Genomic DNA, 25652 nt, shown 5'->3' with positions numbered 1-25652 from the left:
AAAAGGCCATGGCAAATGGAAGGCCACTTCGAACGAGATGGGAAGCGAGACCCGCCCAAGGCGCCAAGCCCATCAACTGGCCGACGTCCGTAGCGCTTTACGGCCCCCATGTCTCGTCGCCGGCTCGGTTCCAAAGTCGTGGCTACTGCATGGACCATCCGTGGCTGACCACCAGCGACTGGCCGGTCAGCGCGCTAGACGGGAATGCCGCGAGAAACAACGCTGCTTCCGCCACGTCCTGAACAGTCGTGAACTCGCCGTCGACGGTCTCCTTCAGCATGATGTTTTTGACGACTTCCGCTTCAGATATTCCGAACGCGCGGGCCTGTTCTGGAATCTGCTTTTCCACCAGCGGCGTGCGAACGAAACCGGGGCAGATCACATTGGCACGAACTCCATGCGCGGCACCCTCCTTCGCCACGACCTTAGCCAGGCCGATCAGGCCATGCTTGGCTGTCACATAAGCCGCTTTGAGCGGCGATGCTTCCTTGGAATGTACCGATCCCATGTAGATGATGCTGCCGCTGTTCTGCTTGTACATCTGCCGCAAGGCGGCGCGGGTGGTCAGGAAGGCACCATCGAGGTGGATGGAAAGGAGTTTCTTCCATTTTGCGAATTCGAATTCGACGAGTGGGCCGACGATCTGGATACCGGCATTGCTGACCAGGACGTCCAACCGGCCGAAGGCTTGGATCGCTTGGCCCATGCCGATTTCGACTTGCTCCTCATCGCCGACGTCCATCGCGACTCCGAGCGCACGTTTGCCCGTGGGATCGATCTCGGCCGCGGTTCTTTGGGCCGCCTGCCGATCGAGATCCGCGATGACCACCATAGCTCCCTCACTGGCAAAGGTGAGTGCAATTTCCCTGCCGATGCCGCTCGCGGCGCCAGTGATCATCACGACCTTGTCGATAAGACGGCCGTCGGGATTTGCAGCCTGCTTCACCGACAACGTTTCATTCAGCGAACGCATGGGTTTTTCCTTTGCTAAACAGTGGCTTCGTGTCGGCAAGATAGTCATGGACGACCGTGCCGAGCGGCAGGGTCAGATCGGCGACGATGTGCATCGCCGATACCACTTCCAGAACCGGCAGCTCTGCCACGGGGGCGAGCGCGTGCGACCAAAGATCGAGCGATGCCGGGCCGTGCCAGGCTTCCTTGAGATCGATGTCTTCCAAACGGTATTCGACCAGTTCACAGATGCGCGGCCTGCCGTCGACATGGGGGATGATCTTGAGCAGGAAATTGGGTCCGCTGAGTGAGGTCCTTACGGATGCGAGTTCGGCAGCCCGATGCTTGTAGCCCATCGTTGCGGTGGCGACGCGGACCGGGCCGTAGTCGAGCGTGCCCACAAGAGTATCGGTCTCCACGCGGAGCGTGGGACTGGCCAGCTTCTTCGGGAAACCCCACAGTTCGCGGCCACCTGCGATCGGCGGGTGATCGTCAAGAAACATGCAATGGGTGTAGCTGCCATGGCGGCCGCGAAAGGAGACAGGAATGACCTGTCCACTTTCCGTGTAGTCGCCAAAGCCCGAAGAGTCGGGCATGCGTATGAACTCGAACTTCACCAACGGGTCGGGCACATCAAGCGGTTCCGGCACAAGCTCGCGCAACTTCCTCGGATCCGTCCGATAGGTGATGATCAGATACTCGCGATTTCGGAAACGATATGGACCGACCGGATAGGCGGGGTTGGTCAGAGGCATGGCAAAGGCCGTTTCCCTGACAGTGTCTTGGTTCATGGCTGGTGTTCCTTGGGTGGAGCGGTCTGCTGGGTTTCAGGAAAAGCCCGTTTGAGCTTGGAGGATTGGAGCACGACCTCGATCTCGATCGCGCAGCCGCGTCGCGGCCGCTACTCCTGTCCGTCCTCGGTGAGATCGTACGTGCTGACTCCCTCCAGATTGTTCGGTCTGCCCAGTGCCTCTGGCTGACGCAGCGTGCGCACCGCGTCGTGGTAACCGGCTTGCCAATGGTCCTCCATCGACAGCCTGGAGAATTCGTAATCCTTCGAGTGCGTCTCGTACTGTCTGGACCGATAGATCAGGTGAACCAATTTGTAGACCTTGTGGTCGGCAAGAGAGCTCAGCATGGTGGCTTCATCGCTGCCGAGCAGGTCGGCGGGAAGCTTTGCGAGCAAGCCCGCAAGCGCGTGCCGGGACCGCTGCTGCTGCTTGAACTGCTCGGTGTTGGCGCGCGTGCGGCTGGAATACTGGATTTCCTTCTGCCTGGTTGCCACGTCGGCAAGATTGCGAGGAAAATCACCCTGGGCGCTCCATAGGTCCACCTGGAAGGCGAGCGTGTCCTGCCGAGGCCCGTTCTCGGCCACCCATTGCAACGGAGTGTTCGAGATGAGGCCACCGTCCCAGTAGAATTCCCCCTCGATCTCAATGGCCGGGAAGCCTGGCGGGAGCGAGCCGCTGGCCATCACGTGCTCTGGACGGATCGTATGGGTTTGATTGTCGAAGTAGACGAAATTACCCGTGCACACGTTGACTGCGCCTGCGCTGAAACGCATGCCGCCTGCGTTGATCCGGTCGAAGTCGACGAGCCGCTCAAGCGTGCTCTTCAGGTGGGTGGTTTCGTAAAAGCTTGTGCCCTCGATTGCTCCACCCGGGCGGAGCCAGGGAGCGGGTTGCCGGAGGCTGAAAAAGCCCGGCGCGCCGGCTATTGCCGCGCAAGCCGCGCTGAACTGATTGAAGATCGCGCGGGACAGGTCGCCTTTGGGAGCCAGCGCATCTGCAGTGCTAGCCCAGTCGAGCAGAGGGTTCGCCGTGATCTCGCGCCAGAACGCACGCAGCTTTGAGACCCGTTCGGAAGGCGCGTTACCGGCAATGATCGCCGCGTTGATGGAACCGATGGACACGCCGGCAACCCAGTCCGGATGAATGTCGGCTTCCGCAAGAGCTTCATAGACTCCCGCTTGGTAGGCCCCGAGCGCGCCTCCACCTTGCAGCACTAGGGCAATGCATTCGAACGGCAGCGGCCTTGATTTGAAGTGCTGGGACTGAACATTCATTGATGCCATTCCTTATTGTCAGATACGCTTGTGTTGCGAACACCGGAGCTCGAGCTGCTGCCCGGCTCGCTTGGTAAGTTTCGTATTGTACAAATGCGTCAAATCGACTATTTGGTCAATATGACATTTGCGTAATGGTGCAATGCAAAAAAGGCAGGACGGATGGCAAAGGTTGATTTGGCGCGCAGGGCGGAGATCGGACGGGAGAAGCGGGAAAGAACGCGTACGCTGATCTTGGATGCCGGGATGATGCTGATGGGAGAACGCCCTCGCGAGGCCGTTACGATCGATGCCGTGGTGGAGGCAGCTGGGATAGCGAAGGGTACCTTCTACTACCACTTCCAGAGCATCGACGAACTGGCCGCGGCTGTAGGGGAGAAACTCGGCGAGAGCTTCGACGCGGTGCTGACGGATGCACGCCTCGCACTGGAGGATCCTCTCAAACGCTTGTCCTTCGCCTTCGCGAAATTCCTGGAAAAGGCGATTTCGGACCCGAATTGGGCAAGGCTGGTCGTTCAGAGTTCTCAGTCGCGCGCCGAGTATGCGCGTGGTATTCGGGCGAATCTGAAGGCGGATATCACTCAGGCAATAGCCCAGGATCGAATGAGCATACGCGACGCGGAGCTCGCGGTGGACATCGTCACGGGTATATGGCTGCAGGTGACGCGAGGCATCCTCGATCGTGGCCCCCGGCCCGAATTGACGCAACTGACCATCGAGGCAGTGCTTCGGGCGCTCGGTGCATCGCGGTCGGACCAGCAGAACGCCTGGAAACAATGGGCATGACCGCACGGGCGCCACACTGGAAAGGCGACTTTCCAGCCAATCTCCCGAAAGCGGACGCTCCGCTTTTGGCCCAATGAAGACATTCGCGGCGTCATAGGCAGGCATGCGGTACCGGCACTCGGCCGACCTTGAATTCTCTTCCTGGCTGCCAAGTTGATCGCCTCCATTAACCATTTGTTAACCATTCCGCCGGCACCCTTTAACCATTGAGTAAGGATTCGCCAGCCGTGACCTTTGCCGCCCCCCTCGAGGCCAAATCCATTCGTTTCCGCGCCCGCTCCTTCGTCGCGTTCACGCTGACGCCGGAGGCGCCGATTTCTGATTGGCTGGAAGGGCTGGATCACTGGATCGGCAATTCGCCGGGCTATTTTTCCGGGCGGCCGGTGGTGCTCGATCTCAATGTGCTGAAGCCTGCCGTCGAGGACATCGCGCTGCTGGTCGCCGCGCTTGGGGCGCGCGGCATCCGTGTCTATGCCATCGAGATGGAGGGTGCTTCGCTCGGGCCTGACCTGCCGCCGCTGCTGGCCGGCGCCAAGGAGGCGACGGCGGAGGGGCTGCTTGGCCGGGCCGCGCGCAAGGCGCGGGCGGAAGAGCTGGAGGCGGCGGCCGCCGAGGCGCCGGCCCGGGCGGAACCGTCAGGGCAAAATGCGGTCCATGCTGAGGCCTTGCAGGCCTCGCAGGACGAGATGGCGGATCCCGCGCTGGCAAGGCTCGAAGCGGTCCGGATCGAACCGGCCCGGACGGCGGTGGCCCGGACGGAGGCGGCAACAACGGATGCGGCCGGGACCGAGGCTCCAAGGGTGGGGCAGGGTGCTGTCCAGATGCCCCCCGAACCCGCCGCTGGCACGCTGATGATCAAGGCGCCGATCCGTTCCGGACAGTCGGTCTTCCATCCGCACGGCGACGTCATCGTGCTTGGCTCGGTGGCGTCGGGTTCCGAGATCGTCGCCGGCGGCTCGATCCATGTCTACGGCACGCTGCGCGGCCGGGCGATCGCGGGCTCGGAAGGCAATATTTCGGCGCGCATCTTCTGCCGCAAGAACGAGGCGGAGCTGCTCGCGGTCGACGGCTGGTACACCACGGCCGAGGAGATGGAAGGGATGTCGCGCGGCAAGGCGGTGCAGGCCTTCCTCGAAAACGATGCGCTGTGCGTGTTGCCGCTCGGCTGAGGCCGGCTCCCGAGGCGCAAGCTTCGGGCCGGCTTCGCGTGCGAGTGTCGGCGGTTCTGATCAGGCGCCGTGCTGGCCACGGCGAAACGAAAACATAAAAACGCCAACGGAGGCTGGATTTATATGGGCAAGGTAGTGGTGGTCACTTCGGGCAAGGGGGGCGTCGGCAAGACGACCTCGACGGCCGCACTCGGCGCTGCCGTGGCCAAGACCGGCAAGAAGGTGGCGCTGGTCGATTTCGACGTCGGCCTCAGGAACCTCGACCTCATCATGGGCGCCGAGCGGCGCGTGGTGTTCGACCTCGTCAACGTCATCCAGGGCACCGCCAAGCTGTCGCAGGCGCTGATCCGCGACAAGCGGCTGGAGACGCTCTATCTGCTGCCGGCCTCGCAGACGCGCGACAAGGACGCGCTGACCGAGGAGGGCGTGGCCGAAGTCATCGCCCGGCTGCGCCAGGTGTTCGACTATGTGTTCTGCGACAGCCCGGCCGGCATCGAGCGCGGCGCTCAGCTCGCCATGCGCTTCGCCGACGAGGCGGTCATCGTCACCAATCCGGAGGTGAGCTCGGTGCGCGATTCCGACCGCATCATCGGCCTGCTCGACGCCCGCACCATGCGCGCCGAACAGGGCGAGCACATCGCCAAGCACGTGCTGGTCACCCGCTATGACGCGGCGCGCGCGGCGCGCGGCGAGATGCTGTCGATCGACGACGTGCTCGAAATCCTCTCGGTGCCGCTGCTCGGCATCATTCCCGAGAGCCAGGACGTGCTGAGAGCCTCCAACCTCGGCGCGCCGGTAACGCTCTCCGAACCCACCAACGCCGCCGCCAAGGCCTATCTCGAAGCGGCCCGGCGCCTGGAAGGCGAAGACCTGCCGGTGATCGTTCCCTTCGAGCGCAAGGGCTTCCTCGACCGGCTTCTCGGAAGGAGGGCCGCATGAGCATCCTCGACCTCTTCAAGCGGCGCACCAGCGCGCCGGTGGCGCGCGAGCGGCTGCAGGTGCTGCTCGCCTATGAGCGCCGCAGCCGTGGCCAGCCCGATCTCGTTTCGGTCCTACGCGAAGAGATTCTGGCTGTCATCGCCAAGCATGTGCAGATCGACCAGGACTACATCCAGGTCTCGATGGACCGCGGCGAGACCATGTCGACGCTGGAAATCGACATCCAGATCCCCAACAAGAGCGCCGTGCCGCTGGCGATGGCGGGGTAAAAACGCCATGCTTTTTCCTCGCCCCACGCCAGCGGGGGCGAGGAACCCAGATTCGCCGGGGCCCGGCACCGCCGGCATTCGTCCAGATCAGTTCAGCGAAAATCTCGACCTGAAGCTCTCGGCGGCGTTGCGGTTGGGATAATCCTGATCCGGTATCGCAACGCCGAGATGGCTGCACAGCGGTTCCCAGCCATCGCCGAGTGCATGGACCAGCAGCCGCTCCGGTGCAACCCTGGCGTACACCGCACGGACATTGGCCTCGTAGCAGGCAATGGCATGCGCCCGATCGCCGGGCCGCCCGCCGAACACCTGCCTGGCGATCAGGGCAACGCCCAGCGATTCCTGATCCACGCTTTGCTTAAGTGCCGCCACGATCGTTTTTTCAAAACTCTCCCACCAGCTTTCGGCCGAGCGGTAGGTCAGGATCACTCTGGCATCCGGATAGAATTCGATCAGTTCACGCCAGTAGTACGCCGAGGGCCAGTCCAGACAGGAGGCATATCCCGAGAGCAGCTGGTTCCAGTCCGGCGCGGCACCTTGGGCCAGCGCACGCCACATCCGTTTCTGCTCCTCGTTGCCCATCACTTCATGCATGTGATGACAGGGGCCGAAGCCGAGAATGGCCAGCGCCTCGCGCATTGAATCCGTGCCCGTTCGGCCGAAGCCAGTTCCGATTACCTTGATCGACATCTCCGCGCGCTCCCGTTCGATCCGCAAGCCGTTGCCGGGAGCATATCAGTCCGCACGCCGAAGATGCACGAGAAGTAGACGCCGGTCGCCATCGGCTTCGGGCGGGGCGAACGGCGCCGACGCTCACGCCGCGGCGAACATCACCGTCTGTGCCAGTCCGCCGCCCGTGCGGTTCTCCAGCGTGACCGTGCCGCCGTAGCGCTCGATGATTTCCTTGGCGATGGCGAGGCCCAGTCCGGCGCCGGGAATGGATTGCTGGCGGCCGGGGTCGACGCGGAAGAAGGGCTCGAAGGCCTTGTTGATGAGGTCGGACGGAATGCCCGGGCCGTTGTCGAAAATAGTCAGGACCGCGCGCCTGTCGGTGACGGCAAGGGTGATGGTGCAGGCCTTGCCGTGGGTGGCGGCGTTGACGATCAGGTTGCGCAGCGCGCGCCGCAGGCCGAGCGCGCCGGCGCGGATCGAAACCTTGTCCAGATGCCCGATCGAGACGGCATGGCCGAGCGAGGCCATCTCGGCTGATATGTCGCGCACCATCTTCTCCAGGTCGATCGGCTCGACGGCATCCTGGTTCACCTCCTCGCGCACGAGGCGGATGGCGCTGTCGGCGATGCGGTCGAGCTCGTCGAGGTCGTGGAGCCATTTGTCGCGCTCCTCGTCGAGGAATTCGGCGCGCAACCGCATGCGCGTCATCGGCGTGCGCAAATCATGGCCGGCAGCGGCCACCAGCCGCATGCGGCTTTCCATTGATGTCTTCAGCCGCGACGAGAGCTGGTTAAGCGCGTGCGCCGTCGCCTTGACCTCGGCCGAACCGACTTCCGGCACCGCGGCCAGCATGCCGTCGCTGCCGATCTTGGAGACGGCGGCCTCCAGCATTTCCAGCGGCCGGATCAGCACGGCGGTGAAATAGACCGAGACGGCCGTGGCGCCGGCCACGATCAGCGAGATCCAGCCGGCCAGCACCAGCCATTCGCGCCGAGGCGGCTTGAGGTGCGGCACCTCCATGATCGCCCAGCGGCTGTCGGGCAGTTGCACCGATGCGATCTGGCCGGGTTGGTCCGGCTTCGCGCTGATGATGGCCAGCAAGTCGAGGCCGCGGCGGTGCAGGATATCGTTGAGCATCGCCGTTTCCGCACGGTCGACCTTGCCGCCGGCCGGATGATCGGCAAACTGCACCTTAAGCACGTCCGGAATGGGCCCCGGCAGCAGCCGCGCGACGAGCTCCATCTGCTGGGCGACCCACGGCACGGTCAGCTCCGGCGGCGGCCCGCCGCCGCGCACGCTGAGGATGGCGGCCGTCGCCAGGCCGACGACGCCGACGATCGAGATGACCAGCAGCAGGATGAGGCGGCGGCGCAGCGAATTCACGCCTGCGCCTCCACCGCCTCGACGCGCGCGGTGAGCTGGTAGCCGCCATTGCGAACGGTCTTGAACAGCGGCCCGTCGCCGGCATCGGCGAATTTGCGGCGCAGCCGGCTCATCAGCACGTCGACCGAGCGTTCCAGCGGATCACGCTCGCGCCCCTGGGTGAGATCGAGCAGCTGGTCACGCGACAACAACCTGCCGGGGCGGTCGAGGAAAACCTGCAAGAGATCGAACTCGGCGCCGGTGAGGTCGATAAGCTCGCCTCGGGCATCCGTCACCTTGCGGGTGTCGGGCTCCAGCCGGTAGCTGGCGAAGCGGTAGATGCGCGGGCGGGGGGCCGGCGCCTCTTCGGGCACCGCGCGCCGCAGCACGGCGCGGATGCGGGCGATGAGTTCGCGTGGGTTGAAGGGCTTGCCGAGATAGTCGTCGGCGCCGAGTTCCAGGCCGATGATGCGGTCCACATCTTCCTTCAGCGCCGTGAGCAGGATCACCGGGATCTGCGGCTTGCGGTCGCGCAAGGCGCGGCAGATGTCGAGCCCCGAACCGTCCGGCAGCATGACGTCGAGCACGACGAGGTCGAACTGGCCGGAGGCCAGCTTCTGCTCGCATTCGCGCCGGTCCGCCGCCACCGAGACGCGGAAACCCTGGCCGTCGAGATAGCGGCCGAGAAGCGTCCTGATCTCGCGGTCGTCGTCAACGACGAGGATGTGGGGATGTGACTGCATGCTCGTGCCCTTGCTTGACCCGTGATTATAGGAAGAGCGCGCGCCAGCGGCATGGAAAATTGCAACGCAATGTTGCCAGCGGGCCGCTGGAAACATTCGGAAACAAATTGCCCCGTTGCGGAAACCTTCGGCAACATGCCGACGCGAAGCGGACAAACAGCCTTCCTATCGTCATGGCCATCCGATGCATGAGAGAAAGGAACACCGTCATGCGAAGCAGACTTCTTGCGCTCGGCCTGTTTTCCGTCGCCGCTATCCACCCCGCTCTGGCCGCGCAGCCAGATCCCGACGGCGCCCCTGGTGGGCCGCCAGCCATGGCTATGCAGGATGGGCCTGACCACGGGCCGATGGCCTTGTGCGGCCAGAACGGGCCGGGCCCGCAGGGCTTTGGCCCGCATGGGCCGATGCGGCACGGTCCACGGGGTTGGGGTCCGCAGGGTTGGGGCGGGCAGGGCTTTGGCCCGGAAGGTTTCGGCCCCCGCCGCATGGGACTGCCGCCGGATTTCATGCTGGCGGCCCGGCTGGCGGTGCTGGAGACGCGCGTCGGCATCCGCAGCGAACAGCTCGACGCGTGGCGCGACTATACCAGCGCGCTGCAGGCGGTGCTTGCGCGGCCCGATCATGGTCTTGGCGGCCGCGGTGGTGCTGGCGGACCAGATGGCGGGCCGCAGGCGAAAGGCCCCGACGCAGGCCTGGGCGGCAAGGCCGATCCCTTCGCCTTCCAGGAGAGGCTGGCCGACGACGTCACGGCGCGCGCGGCCTCGGCCGCCAAGCTGAAAGACGCGATCACCGTGCTGCGCGCCAAGCTCACGCCCGAACAGCTCGAAATCCTCGCTTCGGCGGAACGCCCGCACGGACCACCCCCGGCCCGCCGGATGACGCAGCCGGCCAAGGCGGCCTGCCCAATGATGGCCTGCCGCCGCCCCAGCCCGGGAACGGCGGATAATCCTGACCGGCCGCGCCGGCCGGCCCGATGCCCAACCCGTTCTCGGGCCGGCCGGGCTTGTGGGATGGCGGTCCTGTACCGCCTCCCACCCTTCGATACCCCAATGGAAGCACGGTGATGTGGGAAGCCCTGATGATGCTGCGGCTGATCGCTTCGGTCAGCCCGAAATTGTCGCTCGGCCGTCCCGGCCGCCGGACGGCGCTGCCCGGGAGCGGCCTGCCGCTGGCCCTGCCGGCCGATACGCTGAAGGGCGCGATCCGCCTGGACTTCGCCGCCTGGCGCCTGTCGCTGCCCGTCTCGCGGCCGCACCGCCACGGACATTATCGCCGAAAGATCGCGTAAGGCACCCGGCAAGGTGCTTGGCATGTCGTCGATGATCGGCATAATGCCATGGATGGGCATCGCGGCCATCAACTCGAAATTGTCGGGTGTTCTCTGGCCGAGGAGAAGGAGCGCAGCATGAGCCGCTTCGAAGTCGTGTTCGACGCCGTACCGGCGTGGCCTTTGCCATTACATCGGGCGCCATGACATCGGGCGCCGTGACACCGATCGTCACCACATCGCTCGCCATCACCGGCACTCTCGTCGATCCTTTCAACCCCACCTTCGCGGACAGCCAGACGGCGACCGAAACTCCAGGGAAAGATACAGGCCATGCCGATCCAGTCTAATCATCCGCGCCGCTTCGCCCCCTGGATGGCGGCGTTTACTGCTGCCCTTCTCTTGGCGGCGTGTTCGCAGGAGCAGGGCAAGACACCCGCCGGCATGGGCGGTGTCGGTAAGCCGGAGGTCGGCGTCGTCACGCTGCATCCGCAGTCGGTCGCGATCACGGCCGAATTGCCGGGACGCACGGCGGCTTCGCTGATCGCCGAGGTGCGGCCGCAAGTGGACGGCATCATCCAGCAGCGCCTGTTCAAGGAAGGCGCCGAGGTGGTGGTGGGACAGCCGCTCTATCTGATCGACCCGGCCAGTTACCAGGCTGCCTATGACAGTGCCGTCGCGGCCCAGCAGAAGGCGGAAGCGGCGGTGCCGACCGCGCAGGCCAAGTTCGACCGCTACGCCGGGCTCTTGAAGCAGAACGTTGTTTCCAAACAGGATTATGACGACGCCGCCGCCACGCTGGCGCAAGCCCAGGCGGATGTGGCTTCGGCCAAGGCCAGCGTGGAGACGGCGCGCATCAGCCTCGATCGCACCTCGATCACCGCGCCGATCGCCGGCCGCATCGACAAGTCTACGCTGACGCCGGGCGCGCTGGTCACCACCAACCAGGCAACCGTGCTGACCACCATCCGTTCGCTCGACCCGATCAATGTCGACGTCACGCAGTCGAGCACCAATCTGCTCAATCTGCGCCAGGCGATCTCGGAAGGGCGGCTGAAATTCAGCGGTCCCAATGTCAGCGTCAAGCTGAAGCTCGAGAACGGCACCATCTACGCGCAGACCGGCAAGCTGGAATTCGCCGGCGCCAATGTCGACCAGACGACCGGCACCTTCGCGCTCAGGGCCGAGTTCCCCAATCCCGACCGCCTGCTTCTGCCGGGCATGTATGTGCGGGCACTGGTCGAAGAGGGCGTCGCCCAGAACAGCTTCCTGGTGCCGCAGCGCGCCGTCACCCGCAACACAAAGGGCGAGGCGACCGCCATGGTCATCAACGCGCAGGGCAAGGTCGAGACGCGCGTGCTTGCGGTGCGCAACAGCGTCGGCAACACCTGGCTGGTGGATTCGGGCGTCGGCGACAACGATCGTGTCATTGTCGAGGGCCTGCAACTGGTGCGGCCCGGCGGCGATGCGACGGGTGTCGAAGTGACGATCGACGAGGCGACCGGCGAGATCAAGGATCGCGGGCAGACATCGGCCGCATTCGCCCCATCCAAGATGGCCAGCGCCGGCCAGCAACCGGCGCCCGCCGCCTCGACCGGAAACTGAGCCGATGTCCACATTCTTCATCAACCGGCCGATCTTCGCCTGGGTGATCGCCATCGTGATCATGCTGGGGGGCCTGCTCGCGCTCACCACGCTGCCGATCTCGCAATATCCGCAGATCGCGCCGACCACGGTCAACATCAGCGCCACCTATCCGGGCGCGGACGCCCAGACGGTGGAAAATTCGGTGACCAAGGTCATCGAGCAAGGCATGACCGGCATCGACAATCTCGATTACATGACGGCCACATCGACCTCGACCGGTTCGGCCTCGATCACGCTGACCTTCACCAGTGCCGCCAATCCCGACACCGCCCAGGTGCAGACGCAGAACAAGCTGCAACTCGTCCAGTCGCAACTGCCGCAAGTGGTGCAGAGTAACGGCATCACCGTCTCCAAATCCTCGACCGGCTTCCTGATGGTCATCGGTTTCGTCTCCAGCGACGGCAAGATGAACTCGACCGATCTGGCCGATTATATCGACGCCACCATCAACGACACGCTGAAGCGCGTCGAAGGCGTCGGCTCGACGCAGCTTTTCGGCTCGGGCTATGCCATGCGCATCTGGCTCGATCCCGACAAGCTCGCCAAATATGCCTTGATGCCGAGTGACGTGGCGGCCGCGATCCAGGCGCAGAACACGCAGGTCTCGGCCGGCCAGCTCGGCGGTCTGCCGGCGCGCAAGGGCCAGGAACTCAACGCCACGGTGACCGCCAAGAGCCGGTTGCAGACCGCGGAACAGTTCCGCAACATCATCCTGAAGAGCCAGACGGACGGTTCGCTGGTCCGCCTCAACGATGTCGCCACGGTCGAGCTCGGCGCCAAAAGCTACACGACGCAAGCCCACTACAACGGCAAGCCGGCGGCCGGTGTCGCCATCAATCTGGCGACCGGCGCCAACGCCATCAACACCGCGGAGGCGGTGCGCTCGACGATCAATCGCCTGAGCTCGACCTTCCCGCAAGGGGTCGAGGTCGTCTATCCCTACGACACCTCGCCCTTCGTGCGGCTTTCGATCGAGGAGGTGGTCAAGACGCTGGCCGAGGCGATCGTGCTGGTGTTCCTGGTGATGTTCATCTTCCTGCAGAATTTGCGGGCGACGATCATCCCGACCATCGCCGTGCCGGTCGTGCTGCTCGGCACGTTCGGCGTGCTGTCGCTGTTCGGCTATTCCGTCAACACACTGACCATGTTCGCCATGGTGCTGGCCATCGGCCTGCTGGTCGACGACGCCATCGTGGTGGTCGAGAATGTCGAGCGCGTCATGCAAGAGGAAGATCTGTCGCCGAAAGAGGCGACGGAAAAATCGATGAACGAGATCACCGGCGCGCTGGTCGGCATCGCCACCGTGCTTTCGGCCGTGTTCGTGCCGATGGCGTTCTTCGGCGGTTCCACCGGCATCATCTACCGGCAGTTCTCGGTGACCATCGTCTCGGCCATGGTGCTGTCCGTTCTGGTGGCGCTGGTGCTGACACCGGCCCTTTGCGCCACGATCCTGCGGCGGCCGAAGAACCATGCGACGCAGACCGGTCCATTCGGCTGGTTCAATCGCATGTTCGACCGCGGCACGACAGCCTATCGCGATGGCTCGCATGGCATCATCAACCGGTCGGGGCGCTTCCTCGCCGTGTTCCTGGCCATCGTCATCGGCGTCGGCTGGTTGTTTGCGCGGTTGCCGAGTTCGTTCCTGCCGGAAGAGGACCAGGGCATCCTGATCACCAGCGTGCAACTGCCGGTCGGCGCCACGCAGGACCGCACCGAGCGCGTGCTGGCGCAGGTGACCGACCACTATCTGAAGGACGAAAAGGACGTGGTCGACGGCGTCTTCACCGCCTCCGGCTTCGGTTTCGGCGGCGCCGGGCAGAATGTCGGCATCGGCTTCGTGCGGTTGAAGGATTTCGCCCAGCGCAAATCGCCGGCCGCGGCGGCTCAGGCGATCGCCGGTCGCGCGATGGGCGCGTTCAGGAAGATCAAGGACGCGCAGGTCTTCGCGCTTGCGCCTCCGGCCATCCAGGGCTTCGGCAACACCAACGGCTTCGACTTCTACCTGCAGGATGTCAACGGCGCCGGTCACGACGCACTGATCCAGACGCGCAACCAGCTTCTGGGCCTCGCCGCGCAGAGCAAGTTGCTTGCCAATACCAGGCCCAACGGCCAGGAGGACCAGCCGCAATTCTCGATCGACATCGACCAGGAAAAGGCAAGCGCGCTGGGCGTCAGCCTCGCCGACATCAACAACACGCTCTCGACCGCCTGGGGCAGCAACTACGTCAACGATTTCATCGATCGTGGACGGGTGAAGCCGGTCTATTTGCAGTCGGACGCCAACTTCCGCATGCAGCCGGAAGACCTGGACAAATGGCAGGTGCGCAATCCGAGCGGCGACATGGTGCCGTTCTCGGCCTTCGCCTCCAGCCACTGGACCTTCGGCTCGCCCCGGCTCGAACGCTACAATGGATCGGCCGCGGTCGAGATCCAGGGCGCCGCGGCGGCCGGCGTGAGTTCGGGCGCGGCGATGGACGAGATCGACAGGCTGGTCGCCCAACTGCCGCCCGGCTATTCGCATGAATGGACCGGGCTGTCGCATCAGGAACGGCTTTCGGGCAACCAGGCGACGTCGCTCTATGCGATTTCGGCGCTGGTTGTGTTCCTGTGCCTTGCGGCACTTTATGAAAGCTGGTCGATCCCGTTCGCGGTCATGCTGTCGGTGCCGATCGGCATCTTCGGCGCGCTGCTTGCGGCAAGCCTGTTCGGCCAGACCAACGACGTCTATTTCAAGGTCGGCTTGCTGACCACGATCGGGTTGGCCGCCAAGAACGCCATCCTGATCGTCGAATTCGCGATCGAGCGGCAAGCCGCGGGCATGGGGCTCGTCGAGGCGACGCTGGAAGCGGCGCGACAACGATTGCGGCCGATCCTGATGACGTCGCTGGCCTTCATCCTCGGCGTCACACCGCTCGCGATCGCCAGCGGCGCCGGCTCCGGCGCGCAGAACTCGGTGGGCATCGGCGTCATGGGAGGCATGATCGCGGCGACCGTGATCGGCGTGTTCCTGGTGCCGCTGCTGTTCGTGACGGTGCGACGCATCTTCAAGAGCAGGGCGGCCAAACAGGATCCTGGGCAGGATACGGGCAAAACGCCGGTGACGGCCACCCAGCAATAGGGAAACGTCCCATGAAAAGCTTGGAACGTGGCCCGGTGGCCGCGGGGCGGCTCATTGCGCTCATGAAATCGGAACGGCGCGGTCAACAGCGCCAGGCCCGAGATCGTCGATGTCAAGACCGGGCCACGGCTGGCGTCGAAGGCAGCAACGCGGTGAACAAAATGTGTGATCCAGACCGTCGGATGTCCGTTTATAGTGTCACGGAGGCCATGAAATGTCGCGCATCTACGATCTTGCATCCGATGTGATCCGGCGTGTCTACGAAAAACGGATAGACGCGCCGGCTATCCTTGATGTAGCCACCGAATTTCCGAACGCGGCGAAATTCACCAGTGCCTGGCGCGGCATCCGCGACGAAGCGCTTGCGGTGCGCCTGAACAAAGTGCCGCGCTTCCACGACATCATGCCGGAGCAGGCCGAAATCTCGGCCAATGACGGTCTCGACTGGCGCATGTTCGTGCTCAAGGCCTATGACATCGCGGTGCCGGAGAACCTCGCGCGGATGCCAGTTCTTGCGCGGCTGCTGGCCGAATGCCCGGAAGTCAAATCGGCGGCGGTTTCCTTCTTGGCACCGCGCAAACACATTCCCAGCCATCGCGGGCCTTTTCGGGGCATCATGCGATTTCACCTTGGCCTGGCCATTCCGCGGCAGGCGGATGGCCGCCCGGCAACCGTCATGATGATCAATCATCAGGAGAGGCGGATCACCGACGGCGAGGGCATGCTGTGGGACGACACATATCCGCATGAGGTGATGAACAACGCCGATGAGGCCCGGGTGGCCCTGCTGCTCGACGTCTGGCGCCCAAGCATGCCGCTGGACATGGAAATCCTGTCCCGGCTGATCCTGCTTGGCGTGCAGGCCGGGATGCGCCGCAGGGGCGTGTCATTTGCCGGCTGAGGCGGCGGCTGCAGGCCGTTCGCCTCGCGCACCGGTCCTGACCCATCAAGCCGTTTCCGCTGCCTCACGACAGGCGGGCCGGTTCGGCCTATCCCCAGGCCGCCAGGGAGCTGACGCCTGCGGCATGGAGGATAGCATCAAGTGACATTGACCCCGGTTGCCCGTCGCGAAGCGGCGCCTTTGCCCGTCGCGGCGCTGATGGGCGCCATGGTGTCGATCCAGATCGGCGCCACCTTCGCCAAAACGCTGTTTCCGGTCATCGGCGCGCAGGGCACGACGACGCTCAGGCTGGTCATCGGCGCGCTGATGCTGATCGCGGTGCTGCGGCCGTGGCAGATGCGGCCGTCGCGCGCCACCCTGCCGTGGCTCGTCGCCTATGGCGTGACGCTTTGCGCGCTCAACCTCCTGTTCTATGCGGCACTCGCCAGGATTCCGCTCGGCGTCGCGGTGGCGCTGGAGTTTTCCGGGCCGCTTCTGGTGGCGACGCTGACCTCGCGGCGCGCCAGCGACTTCGCCTGGATCGCGCTGGCCGTGGCCGGCATCGTCCTGCTTTCGCCCTTTGTCCACTCGCTGCAGCCGCTTGATCCGACCGGGGTGATGCTGGCGCTGGCGGCCGGCGGCTTCTGGGCGCTCTACATCGTGCTCGCCCAGAAGGCGGGCGCGGAACTCGGCTCGCGCACCACGGCCTATGGCATGGCGATCGCCGCGGTGCTGGTGCTGCCGTTCGGCGTGGCGGAGGCCGGAACGGGGCTGCTCGCGCCGTCGATCCTGCTCAGTGCGCTGCTGGTCGGCCTGTTCTCCAGCGCGCTGCCGTTCTGGCTCGAGATGGTGGCGCTGACCCGGATGCCGGCACGCATCTACGGCACGCTGACCTGCCTCGAGCCGGGGCTCGGCGCACTCGCCGGCTTCCTGTTCCTGCACGAGAGCCTGACCGTGCCGCAACTCGCCGGCATCGCCGCCGTCATCGTCGCGGCCGCCGGCACCGCGCTGACATCGAAGCCGCCGGTGCCGTCGCCGGAGTAGGATCGACTGACGTGCCGGCTCAGGCTGCAAAAGCCGGCCCTAATCAAAGAGATAGAGCATGATGTCACACTTTTCGGCATCATGCTCTGGTTCAGAACCGCAGGCCCAGATTGATCTTGGCGCCCTGGTCGACCGTGCCGCCGCCGAATTGCCCGGTATAGGAGAGGCCGAGCGTGGCATTGGCCGACATGTCGAGGTCGAGACCGGCCTCGACTACCGCCGCGTCCCTGGCGACAGGCACGCCGGCGATGGTGAAGGCGTCTCCGCCCGCGAAGGCGAAGCTGGAAGTCGGGGTGATATCGCCGAAGGCATGGCGCCAGCCGAGCATGCCGCGCGCGGTGGCGTCGACGCCGCCAAGCATGAAGCCCGTCGAGCCTCGCAGGCCCAGCGTGGTGAAGGTGGCGTTGGTGCTTGTGCCGGCGCTGGCCAAGGCCGCCGCACCGCCCGTTTCGGTGAAGCCGTCGGTGTGCAGGCTGACATAGGCCAGGTTGGCGAAGGGTTCGACCTTGAAGCGCCCGGTATCGGCCTTGTAGGCGAGTTCGCCGAACGCTTGCGCCGTGCCGGCATCGTAATCGGCCGAGAGCTGATCGGCAAAACCGTTGAAGGCGACGGAGCGCTTTGTCGAGAGGCTGCTCCAGCTGTAGGCCGCACCGGTGCGGAAGGCGATGGCGCCCCAATTGGTGCCGCCATAGAGACCAAGATGATAGTTGTCGCTCTTGCCGGAGGCGTTGCGGGCGTCCGCATCGAAAGAGGAATGGCTGTAGCCGCCGATGAGGCCGACACGCCAGCCGCCGACCAGCGTGTCGACGCCGGCCAGCAGGCCGCCGGTCGAGCGGTCGAAGGCGGCGGCATTACCATCGCTGTCCGTGTTGCCCCACGAACCAAAGGCCTGGCCCCAGACGGCGAAGCGATCGGTGTCGGCGGCGACCATCTCCGGTCCACCCTCGCCATAGGCCATGACCGGCAGTGCCGCCGGACCGATATCGCCGAAGGCAGAGGCGATGCGATTGCTGGCGGCGTCGCGGACGAAACGGCTGTCTTCGAGCAGCATGCCCTTGGCCGAGGCATGGATCTCACCCGAGAGCTGGTCGAAGGCCGCCTGGGCAGCGGTTTCGCTCGGCAGGCCCATAATGGCATCAAAGAGCGGATTGCCGCCGCCAAGGCTTTCGGCGCCGCCGCCGGCGGCGATCTGGTTGGGGGTCAGGCCGACCGCGGCGAAGGTTTTTGCCTGCACCACATCGAGATAGACATGCGTCGGGTCGTAATTGGCGACAAGGCCGATGAAGGGACCGGCCCCGCTGAGCGTGTAGGTGCCGTTGACGCCGGTATCGGCTTGCAGCACGGTGTAGTGCGTGCCCAGCACATAAGGCGCGGCGTCCGTCTTGACGACGTCAAGGACCGCGCCGGAGGCGATGGTCGCCGTGCCCGTCGCCAGTATGAGGTCCGACTGGCCGGTCGAGGTGAGTTCGACCTGGTAGATCGAGCCCGCCGCCTGGTCGATGTAGCCGGCGACATTGAGCGTGCCGATCGAATTGCCCGGTGCGATGATGCCGCCCGACTGTGCGACGATGCCGCCAACCGTGCCGTTGCCGCCCAGCGTGCCGCCCGAGATCGTCACCAACGAGCTGGCCAGCGAACCGTTCACGGCCAGCCGTCCGCCGCTGACATTGGTTGCACCGGTGAATCCGCTCGAATCGGCGGTCAGGTTCGTCGTGCCGGCGATCTGGTTGATCGTGCCCGCGCCGCTGATCGCCGACGCGAACGTGTAGTTCGTGTCGGTGTGATTGAAGTTGATCGCGCCCGCACCCGGTCCGAACTGGACACTTGCCGCATTGAGCGCGCCCGCGGCCGCCGTGGGCGATCCGCTCGCCGCGCCGATGTTCAACGTGCCGACAGAGCCCGCCAGGACGGCGATGTTGATCGCGCCGCCGGTCGACACCGTGCCGCCATTCGCGATCGTCAGCATGCCAGTGCCGCTGATGCCGACATTGAGATCTCCGCTATTGGCCCAGGTCGAGCCGGGGCCGTCGACGTCAGCGGTACCGGTGGACATCGGCACGCCGCTGGCAGCTGATTGGCGCTGAAGCCGCCGATCTGCTCCGCAGGGGAGACCGGCGGTTGCGCGCGTTCGCGGACCCAAGCCTGCTGATTTGCGCTCGCTCCTGAAGAGCGTCGCGCCGAACGGATTCACGCGCCGCGCCGAGGGCTGGGATTCTGGCGTGTCTCCTCTGGCCTGCCCGCCATCTTGCCCTTCCGGCCGTCGATTCGGCCGTCACGATCGCCGATGTCGCGTCGTCTATGGACTCGCCCAAATACAACCCCATATTGAATCCATGGAGCTTTGAGCGTGACCTTCGCGCGGGTGGCCCTTCTTGCCGCGGCCTTCGTCGTCGCGGCTGTTCTTTGTCCCTTCTCTTCGGCCGAGAGCGAGAGGGTCGCCTTGAGCGTCGCAATTGACGGCGCCATCGGGCCGGCAAGCAGCAGGCAGCTCGAGGAAGCGCTTGATGTCGCGGCCAAACGGGACGCGGCAGTCCTCATCCTGCAGCTCGATACGCCGGGCGGGCTGGTCACCTCGATGCGCGAGATGATCGCCGATATACTGGCGTCGCCGGTGTCGGTCATCGGCTATGTCGCGCCGGCCGGCGGCCATGCGGCGAGCGCCGGCACCTATATCCTCTACGCCACCCATGTCGCTGTCATGGCGCCCGGCACCAATGTGGGTGCCGCGACGCCGGTGGAGTTTGGCGGGCTGCCGTCGCTTCCGGGCGGCGAGAAGGGCGACCAGAAGGACGCCAGTGGACGGCCCGCGGGCGACGCGATGATGGCCAAGGTGACCAATGACGCCGTCGCCCTGATCCGTTCGCTCGCCGAACTGCGCGGTCGCAATGGCGACTGGGGCGAGAAGGCCGTGCGCGAGGCGGCGAGCCTTTCGGCCAATGCGGCGCTGCAGGAACATGTGATCGACTTCGTCGCCCGCGACACCACCGAACTCCTGCAGATGGCCGATGGGCGCACCGTCGATGTGGCCGGCAGGAAAGTCGTGCTGGCGACGAAAGGGCTGCCGGTCGAGACGCTGGAGCCCGGCTGGTTCATCCGGCTGCTTTCCATAATCACCGATCCCAACACCGCCGTCATCCTGATGCTGGTCGGCGTCTATGGCATCGTCTTCGAGTTCACCAGCCCGGGTGCCGTGGCGCCCGGCGTCATCGGCACCATCTGCCTCGTGCTCGGCCTCTACGCGCTCGATCTCCTGCCGATCAACTATACCGGCCTTGCCCTGATGCTGCTCGGCGTCGTTTTCCTCATCATCGAGGCCTTCAATCCCACCGTCGTGCTTGGGCTCGGCGGCGTCGCCGCCTTTCTGTTCGGCGCAACCATGCTGCTCAGGGTCGAGGGGCCGGGCTTTGCCATGTCATGGGCGGTCATCGGTCCCGCCGCCGCGCTGACGTTTGGATTGGCGCTGCTGAGCGGCACCTATCTCTGGGCGGCGCGCAAGAACCCGCCGCGCGTCGGCGGCGAGGCGATGCGTGGCCAGCTGGCCGAGATCCTCGATTGGCAGGGTGGCGAGGGCCATGTGCTGGCCCTGGGCGAGCGCTGGCGGGCGAAGGCCGATGAACCGATCGCGGCCGGCGACAGCGTCGAGGTGACCGACATCGCCGACCTCGTGCTGACCGTGCGGCGGCGCGACGCGGGAAGGAATGGAGCAAGACAATGATGATTGGTTACGTGGCCTATCTGATCGTTGCACTGGTCGTGATCATATTCCTGTCCGCGTCCATACGCATTCTCCGGGAATATCAGCGCGGCGTGGTCTTCACGCTCGGCCGCTTCACCGGGGTCAAGGGGCCGGGTCTCATCATCCTTGTCCCCTTCATCCAGCAGATGGTGAAGGTCGACCTGCGCGTGGTGGTGCGGGATGTGCCGCCGCAGGACGTGATTTCGCGCGACAATGTCTCGGTCAAGGTCAACGCGGTGCTCTATTTCCGCATCGTCGACGCCGAGCGGGCGGTCATCCAGGTCGAAGACTTCATGGCCGCCACCAACCAGCTGGCGCAGACCACGCTGCGCTCGGTGCTCGGCAAGCACGAACTCGACGAGATGCTGGCCGAGCGCGACAGGCTCAACAGCGACATCCAGGAAATCCTCGACCAGCGCACCGATGCGTGGGGCATCAAGGTGTCCAATGTCGAGATCAAGCATGTCGACCTCAACGAAAACATGATCCGCGCCATCGCCAAGCAGGCCGAGGCCGAACGGCTGCGGCGCGCCAAGGTGATCAATGCCGATGGCGAGCAGCAGGCGGCGGCGAAACTGGTCGAGGCGGGCCGCATGCTGGCGGCCGAGCCGCAGGCCATGCAACTGCGCTATTTCGAGGCCTTGCACGACATCGCCGGCGAGCGCTCGTCCACGGTGGTGTTCCCGCTGCCGGTGGATCTGCTCAGCCAATTCCTGAAGGGGCAGGGGACGTGATGAAGGAGTGCGTAATCTCCCCCCTCGAGGGGGAGATGGCCGGCAGGCCAGAGGGGGTCGGTTCGACCGGGCTTGGCCTTGCCTGCGCCGCAAGGGGAGTTGGCGCTCCACGCGTGGCGACCCCCTCTGTCGCCTTCGGCGACATCTCCCCCTCGAGGGGGAGATTACTCCGTCCTAAATCAGCTTCTCCAGCGTGATCGGCAGATCGCGAACCCTCTTGCCCGTGGCGTGGAATACCGCGTTGGCGATTGCCGGGGCGACGCCGACGATGGCGAGTTCGCCGACGCCCTTGCCACCGAGCATCGAGGAATGCAGGTCGGGGATGCCGACCGAGATCACCTCGATGTCGGGAATGTCGGCATTGGTCGGCACCAGATAATCGGCGAGGTTGTTGTTGACGATGCGGCCGTGGCGGCGGTCCATGATGCCTTCCTCGAGCAGCGCCTGGCCGATACCCATGATGATGCCGCCCTTCCACTGGCTTTCGGCGAGTTTCGGGTTGTAGAGCCGGCCCGAATCCAGCGCCGACACCACGCGCGACACGCGCACCGTGCCGAAATCCTCGTTGACACGCACCTCGACGAAATGCGCGCACCAGGAGTGGCGGGAGTAGTCGCCCTCGGTATGCGGCAGCGCCATGGCGATGGTGGTGTAGTTCTTGTAGCGGTCCTCTGCGCTCGAATTGGCCGGCATGGTGTCGCCTGTCGCCTCGATGCGATCGCGGCCGACGCTTTTGAGCAGTTCGGCGATCGAGATATCGGGGCCGTTGCCGCGCGGGGAGGCGAGGCGGCCGTTGGCGACGACCAGCGTGTTAGCCTGCAGGGCGTGGAAGGGCGAGCGCGGATCGCTGATCGCAAGCCCCACCAACTGGTCGAGCGCCGCGGTCGCGGCCTTGTAGACGGCACCCGTCATCACGCCGGCCAGCCGTGAGCCGCCGGTGACGCCGGCACGGGGAAAGCGGGAATCGCCGAGCTTCACCACCACGTCGTCGGCGGCTACGCCAACCGTCTCGGCCGCGGTCTGCGCCAGGATGGTGTAGGTGCCCTGGCCCATGTCGATCGAGGAGCTTTCGACCTCGACCGAGCCGTCGGCCAGGATGCGCACGATCGCCTCGCCATAGGCGCGCCGCACCGGATAGGTGCCGGCGGCGACGCCCCAGCCGATCAACTGGTTGCCGTCGCGCATCGAGCGCGGCTCCGGCGTGCGCCTGACCCAGCCGAAGCGCTCGGCGCCCACGGCAAAAGCCTCGCGCAACTGCCTGGTCGACCAGGCTTTTTTCGCATGCGGATCCTGCTCGGCGTAGTTCCGCAGCCGGATCTCCAGCGGATCGATGCCGACCTGGTAGGAGAGTTCGTCGATGGCGCTTTCGATGCCGAAGGCGCTCGGGTTTTCGCCCGGCGCGCGCATGGCGCCCGGCACCACCGAATTCACCCGCACGACATTCTGCCTGGAGGAGAAATTCGGGGTCGCGTACATGATCGAGGTGACTGAACCGAGAGGCTCGACCCACATGCCGTCGATCGATGTTTCGTTGACGCCGCGATGCACGATGGACTGGATCAGGCCGTCATGGTCGGCGCCGATCGTCACCGTCTGTCGCGTCGCGGCGCGGCCGCCGTAACCGGTGAAGGTCTGCGGGCGCGTCATCACCAGCCGCACCGGCCGGCCGAGCATCTTGGCGGCACATGCCGCTATCGCGCCATGGCTGAGCGCCAGCGCCTTGGAACCGAAGCCACCGCCGATATAGGGCGAGACCAGCCGCACATTCTCGAACGGCACGCCGAACCATTCGGCGTAGGTGCGGGCCATGCCGTCCAGCCACTGGCTCGGCTCCCACACGGTCAGCCTGTCGCCCTCCCAGCGCGCGATCAGGCCATGCGGCTCCATCGGCGCCTGGTATTCGCGCGGGGTGTTGTAGGCGGCGCAGATCCGTACCGGGGCCGAGGCGAAGGCGGCCTGGGCGTCGCCCCATTCCTTGGTCATGGCGTCGATCGGGATGCCGTCGCCGGCCTTGCCGTCGCTGAGGTCGACGATTGCCGGCGTCTCGTCATAGCTGACCTTGATCAGCGCCGCCGCGGCCACCGCCTGCTCGAAGGTCTCGGCGATGACAGCGGCGACATGCTGGCCCGAGAAGGTGATGTCACGCGCCAGCGGGCAATAGGGCTTGTCGGGCGGCGGCGTGCCGAACCAGTCCGAGGCGGTTTTCAGGCTGATGATGGTGTCTGGTGTGAGCACTCGCAGCACGCCCGGTGCCGCCTCGGCCGCCTTGGTGTCGATGGCGCGCACCTTGCCCGATGCGATCGTGCTTTCGACCAGCACGGCGTAGGCGAGGCCTTCAAGCTGCTGCTCGACGGCGTATTTCGCCGCGCCGGTGATCTTGGCCGGGCCGTCGACGCGCGACAGCCGGCCGCCGACGGCTTCCGCCAGCGCGCCGTCGGAAGCATCGCCATGTCTTGTGTGAACGGTCATGCCGCTTCTCCCAATTTGAGGATGGCGCGCGCGACGACGCGCGGCGCGAGCTCGATCTTGTAATGGTTGGCGCCATGGTCGACGGCGCCTTCGACGGCAAGTAGGCTGGCCGCCCGCACCGCGTCCGGCTCAAGCACCTTGCCCTTCAAGGCGTCTTCCACCGCCCGCGCGCGCCAGGGTTTGGTGGCGACGCCGCCGAGCGCCACGCGCAGGTCGCGGATGGTGCGGCCATCGGCTTCCAGTTCGAGCCCGACCGCGGCACTGGCCGCGGCGAATTCATAGGACTGCCGGTCGCGGATCTTCAGATAGGTCGAGCGGCGGGCCGCGACGGAGGAGGGGATTTCGATGGCGGTGATCATCTCGCCAGGCTCGATCGCATGCTCCCTATCCGGCGTGGCGCCGGGCAGCAGGAAGAAGTCGTCGACTAAAAGCTGACGCTCGCCGAGACGGACGGTCGCGTCGAAGGCGACCAGCGCGGTGGCGAGGTCACCGGGGTACATGGCGATGCAGGCCGCGCTGGTGCCGAGCACCGCGTGTCCCCTGGTGACGCCGCCGATCGCCGAACAACCGCTGCCGAGCTGCCGCTTGTTGCAGGCCGGAAAGTTCGCGGGATCGCGGAAATAGGGGCAGCGTGTGCGCTGCATCAGATTGCCGCCGATGGTCGCCATGTTGCGGATCTGCGCCGACGCCGCTTGCCACAGCGCCTCCGAGACGGCGGGGAAGCGGCTCTTGATGTCGGCGTGGTCGGCGACATGGCCCATGCGGGCGAGCGCGCCGATGGTGGCGCCGCGCTCGTCGACCGAGATCCGGTCGAGCCCCTTGAGGTGGGTGATGTCGACCAGCGTGTCGGGCTCGGCGACGCCGCATTTGGCGAGGTCGATCAGCGTGGTGCCGCCAGCCAAGAGCATGGCGCCGGGCAGGGCGGCCGCCTGGCGCGCGGCGTCCGTCGAGCTGGCTCGAAGATAGGAAAAATCCTTCATGACGCGACCTCCAGGGCTGCCTGGCGCACGGCGGCGACGATGTGCGGATAGGCGCCGCAGCGGCAGAGATTGCCGGCCATGTATTCGCGGATCTCATCGTCCGAGCCGGCATGGCCCTCGCGAATGCAGGCCACCGCCGACATGATCTGGCCGGGCGTGCAATAGCCGCACTGGAAGGCGTCCTGTTCGAGGAAGGCAGCCTGCACGGGATGCAGTTCGCCCTCGCTTGCAAGCCCCTCTATGGTGGTGATGGCGCGGCCCTCGGCCTGGGCTGCCAGCGTCAGGCAGGCCAGCACGCGCTCGCCGTCGACATGCACGGTGCAGGCACCGCACTGGCCGTGGTCGCAGCCCTTCTTGGTGCCAGTCAGGCCGAGGCGGTCTCGCAAGGCGTCGAGCAGCGTGACACGCGGCTCGAGTTGCAATTCGTGGTGCTGGCCGTTGATGTCGAGATGGACGGGGATTTTGTTCGTCATGGGCGCCTGGCTCCAGTTGCTTGACGCGGGGCGGATAGGGTGAAGACGGCGGAACTGCTGATCTCCCTCCTTGAGGGGGAGATGCCCGGCAGGGCATAGGGGGTCGGTTCGACCGGATGCAACCTCCTGCGGCGGAAGGAAGTTGGCGCTTCATGCGGGGCGACCCCCTCTGTCGTCTTCGGCGACATCTCCCCCTCGAGGGGGGAGATTACACGCTCGGCAGTTTGCAGACGTGACATACCGGTTCCCCTGATTATATGATAAAGGCACTCCACTAAAGCGGAGGAGCCTCCGTTTCTTACGTGGGGGCTGACCCGGCCGGGTTCAAGCCCCATATTTCGACAGTGG

Annotated in this window: 23 protein-coding genes; 13 read left to right on the top strand and 10 right to left on the bottom strand. The window is 65.5% G+C overall.

The window, feature by feature from the left end; genetic code table 11:
* Window positions 1-142: 142 nt before the first annotated feature.
* The 3 genes from FJ938_RS14095 to FJ938_RS14085 form a co-directional block, all read right to left on the bottom strand.
* Window positions 143-973, bottom strand: coding sequence for a 3-hydroxybutyrate dehydrogenase (locus FJ938_RS14095; RefSeq protein ID WP_140694599.1), 831 nt, complete (start codon window positions 971-973; stop codon window positions 143-145).
* Window positions 957-1742, bottom strand: a complete 786-nt coding sequence (locus FJ938_RS14090) for an acetoacetate decarboxylase (RefSeq protein ID WP_140612072.1) — start codon at window positions 1740-1742, stop codon at window positions 957-959. The genes FJ938_RS14095 and FJ938_RS14090 overlap by 17 nt, the downstream gene beginning before the upstream one ends.
* 110 nt (window positions 1743-1852) lie before the next feature.
* The gene (locus FJ938_RS14085) at window positions 1853-3016 is read right to left on the bottom strand and encodes a patatin-like phospholipase family protein (RefSeq protein WP_140694596.1); all 1164 of its coding nucleotides are present in this window, start codon (window positions 3014-3016) and stop codon (window positions 1853-1855) included.
* Window positions 3017-3178: 162 nt separating this feature from the next.
* Between FJ938_RS14085 and FJ938_RS14080 the strand changes: the two genes are divergently transcribed.
* From FJ938_RS14080 to minE, 4 genes are all read left to right on the top strand, one after another.
* Entirely contained in the window at window positions 3179-3802 is a 624-nt protein-coding gene (locus FJ938_RS14080; protein WP_140694593.1) for a TetR/AcrR family transcriptional regulator, read from the top strand.
* A 227-nt stretch (window positions 3803-4029) separates the two neighbouring features.
* Window positions 4030-4971, top strand: a complete 942-nt coding sequence (gene minC / locus FJ938_RS14075; protein WP_140694591.1) for a septum site-determining protein MinC — start codon at window positions 4030-4032, stop codon at window positions 4969-4971.
* A gap of 123 nt (window positions 4972-5094) precedes the next feature.
* Window positions 5095-5910, top strand: a complete 816-nt coding sequence (gene minD, locus FJ938_RS14070) for a septum site-determining protein MinD (protein WP_140612060.1) — start codon at window positions 5095-5097, stop codon at window positions 5908-5910.
* Complete coding sequence (gene minE / locus FJ938_RS14065; protein ID WP_140612058.1) at window positions 5907-6179, top strand: cell division topological specificity factor MinE; 273 nt, start codon at window positions 5907-5909, stop codon at window positions 6177-6179. Before minD ends, minE begins: the two co-directional genes overlap by 4 nt.
* A gap of 87 nt (window positions 6180-6266) precedes the next feature.
* Here the strand turns inward: minE and FJ938_RS14060 are convergent, their stop codons facing one another.
* From FJ938_RS14060 to FJ938_RS14050, 3 genes are all read right to left on the bottom strand, one after another.
* Window positions 6267-6896, bottom strand: coding sequence for a sulfotransferase family protein (locus tag FJ938_RS14060; protein ID WP_246671583.1), 630 nt, complete (start codon window positions 6894-6896; stop codon window positions 6267-6269).
* Window positions 6897-6992: 96 nt separating this feature from the next.
* A complete protein-coding gene (locus FJ938_RS14055; protein WP_140612056.1) occupies window positions 6993-8234 on the bottom strand; it encodes an ATP-binding protein in 1242 nt (413 codons plus the stop codon).
* Window positions 8231-8956, bottom strand: coding sequence for a response regulator (locus FJ938_RS14050; protein WP_140694588.1), 726 nt, complete (start codon window positions 8954-8956; stop codon window positions 8231-8233). Before FJ938_RS14050 ends, FJ938_RS14055 begins: the two co-directional genes overlap by 4 nt.
* Before the next feature lie 209 nt (window positions 8957-9165).
* On the opposite strand from FJ938_RS14050, the gene FJ938_RS14045 reads away from it, so the two are divergent.
* The 7 genes from FJ938_RS14045 to FJ938_RS14020 all read left to right on the top strand — a co-directional run bounded on the left by FJ938_RS14045 (window position 9166) and on the right by FJ938_RS14020 (window position 16912).
* Window positions 9166-10020, top strand: coding sequence for a hypothetical protein (locus FJ938_RS14045; protein ID WP_246673314.1), 855 nt, complete (start codon window positions 9166-9168; stop codon window positions 10018-10020).
* Window positions 10020-10244, top strand: a complete 225-nt coding sequence (locus FJ938_RS14040) for a hypothetical protein (protein ID WP_140694585.1) — start codon at window positions 10020-10022, stop codon at window positions 10242-10244. The genes FJ938_RS14045 and FJ938_RS14040 overlap by 1 nt, the downstream gene beginning before the upstream one ends.
* A gap of 155 nt (window positions 10245-10399) precedes the next feature.
* Window positions 10400-10573, top strand: a complete 174-nt coding sequence (locus FJ938_RS29480; protein WP_181169086.1) for a hypothetical protein — start codon at window positions 10400-10402, stop codon at window positions 10571-10573.
* Complete coding sequence (locus tag FJ938_RS14035; RefSeq protein WP_140694582.1) at window positions 10557-11828, top strand: efflux RND transporter periplasmic adaptor subunit; 1272 nt, start codon at window positions 10557-10559, stop codon at window positions 11826-11828. The genes FJ938_RS29480 and FJ938_RS14035 overlap by 17 nt, the downstream gene beginning before the upstream one ends.
* 4 nt (window positions 11829-11832) lie before the next feature.
* Entirely contained in the window at window positions 11833-14988 is a 3156-nt protein-coding gene (locus FJ938_RS14030) for an efflux RND transporter permease subunit (protein WP_140694580.1), read from the top strand.
* Window positions 14989-15202: 214 nt separating this feature from the next.
* Entirely contained in the window at window positions 15203-15889 is a 687-nt protein-coding gene (locus tag FJ938_RS14025) for an aspartyl/asparaginyl beta-hydroxylase domain-containing protein (RefSeq protein WP_140694578.1), read from the top strand.
* Window positions 15890-16030: 141 nt separating this feature from the next.
* Window positions 16031-16912 carry a DMT family transporter gene (locus FJ938_RS14020; RefSeq protein ID WP_140694575.1) on the top strand — a complete coding sequence of 294 codons (882 nt, stop codon included), beginning with the start codon at window positions 16031-16033 and terminating at the stop codon, window positions 16910-16912.
* A 91-nt stretch (window positions 16913-17003) separates the two neighbouring features.
* Here the strand turns inward: FJ938_RS14020 and FJ938_RS14015 are convergent, their stop codons facing one another.
* Complete coding sequence (locus FJ938_RS14015; protein ID WP_246673312.1) at window positions 17004-18965, bottom strand: autotransporter outer membrane beta-barrel domain-containing protein; 1962 nt, start codon at window positions 18963-18965, stop codon at window positions 17004-17006.
* A 294-nt stretch (window positions 18966-19259) separates the two neighbouring features.
* Between FJ938_RS14015 and FJ938_RS14010 the strand changes: the two genes are divergently transcribed.
* Window positions 19260-20627: a nodulation protein NfeD gene (locus FJ938_RS14010; RefSeq protein ID WP_140694574.1), complete on the top strand. Its 1368-nt coding sequence runs from the start codon at window positions 19260-19262 to the stop codon at window positions 20625-20627.
* A complete protein-coding gene (locus tag FJ938_RS14005) occupies window positions 20624-21382 on the top strand; it encodes a slipin family protein (protein WP_140612031.1) in 759 nt (252 codons plus the stop codon). Before FJ938_RS14010 ends, FJ938_RS14005 begins: the two co-directional genes overlap by 4 nt.
* A gap of 174 nt (window positions 21383-21556) precedes the next feature.
* On the opposite strand, the gene FJ938_RS14000 is transcribed toward FJ938_RS14005, so the two are convergent.
* From FJ938_RS14000 to FJ938_RS13990, 3 genes are read right to left on the bottom strand one after another with little or no spacing between them, the layout of a single operon-like run.
* Complete coding sequence (locus FJ938_RS14000) at window positions 21557-23851, bottom strand: xanthine dehydrogenase family protein molybdopterin-binding subunit (RefSeq protein WP_140694571.1); 2295 nt, start codon at window positions 23849-23851, stop codon at window positions 21557-21559.
* Complete coding sequence (locus FJ938_RS13995; RefSeq protein ID WP_140694568.1) at window positions 23848-24831, bottom strand: xanthine dehydrogenase family protein subunit M; 984 nt, start codon at window positions 24829-24831, stop codon at window positions 23848-23850. The genes FJ938_RS14000 and FJ938_RS13995 overlap by 4 nt, the downstream gene beginning before the upstream one ends.
* Complete coding sequence (locus tag FJ938_RS13990) at window positions 24828-25304, bottom strand: (2Fe-2S)-binding protein (RefSeq protein WP_140694565.1); 477 nt, start codon at window positions 25302-25304, stop codon at window positions 24828-24830. Before FJ938_RS13990 ends, FJ938_RS13995 begins: the two co-directional genes overlap by 4 nt.
* Window positions 25305-25652: the final 348 nt, after the last annotated feature.

Origin of the sequence: Mesorhizobium sp. B2-4-14 (genome assembly GCF_006442155.1) — a bacterium.
Classification (GTDB): Bacteria; Pseudomonadota; Alphaproteobacteria; order Rhizobiales; family Rhizobiaceae; genus Mesorhizobium.
The sequence above is the reverse complement of the archived record's forward strand: the minus strand, read 5'-3'. Positions and strand labels throughout refer to the sequence as shown.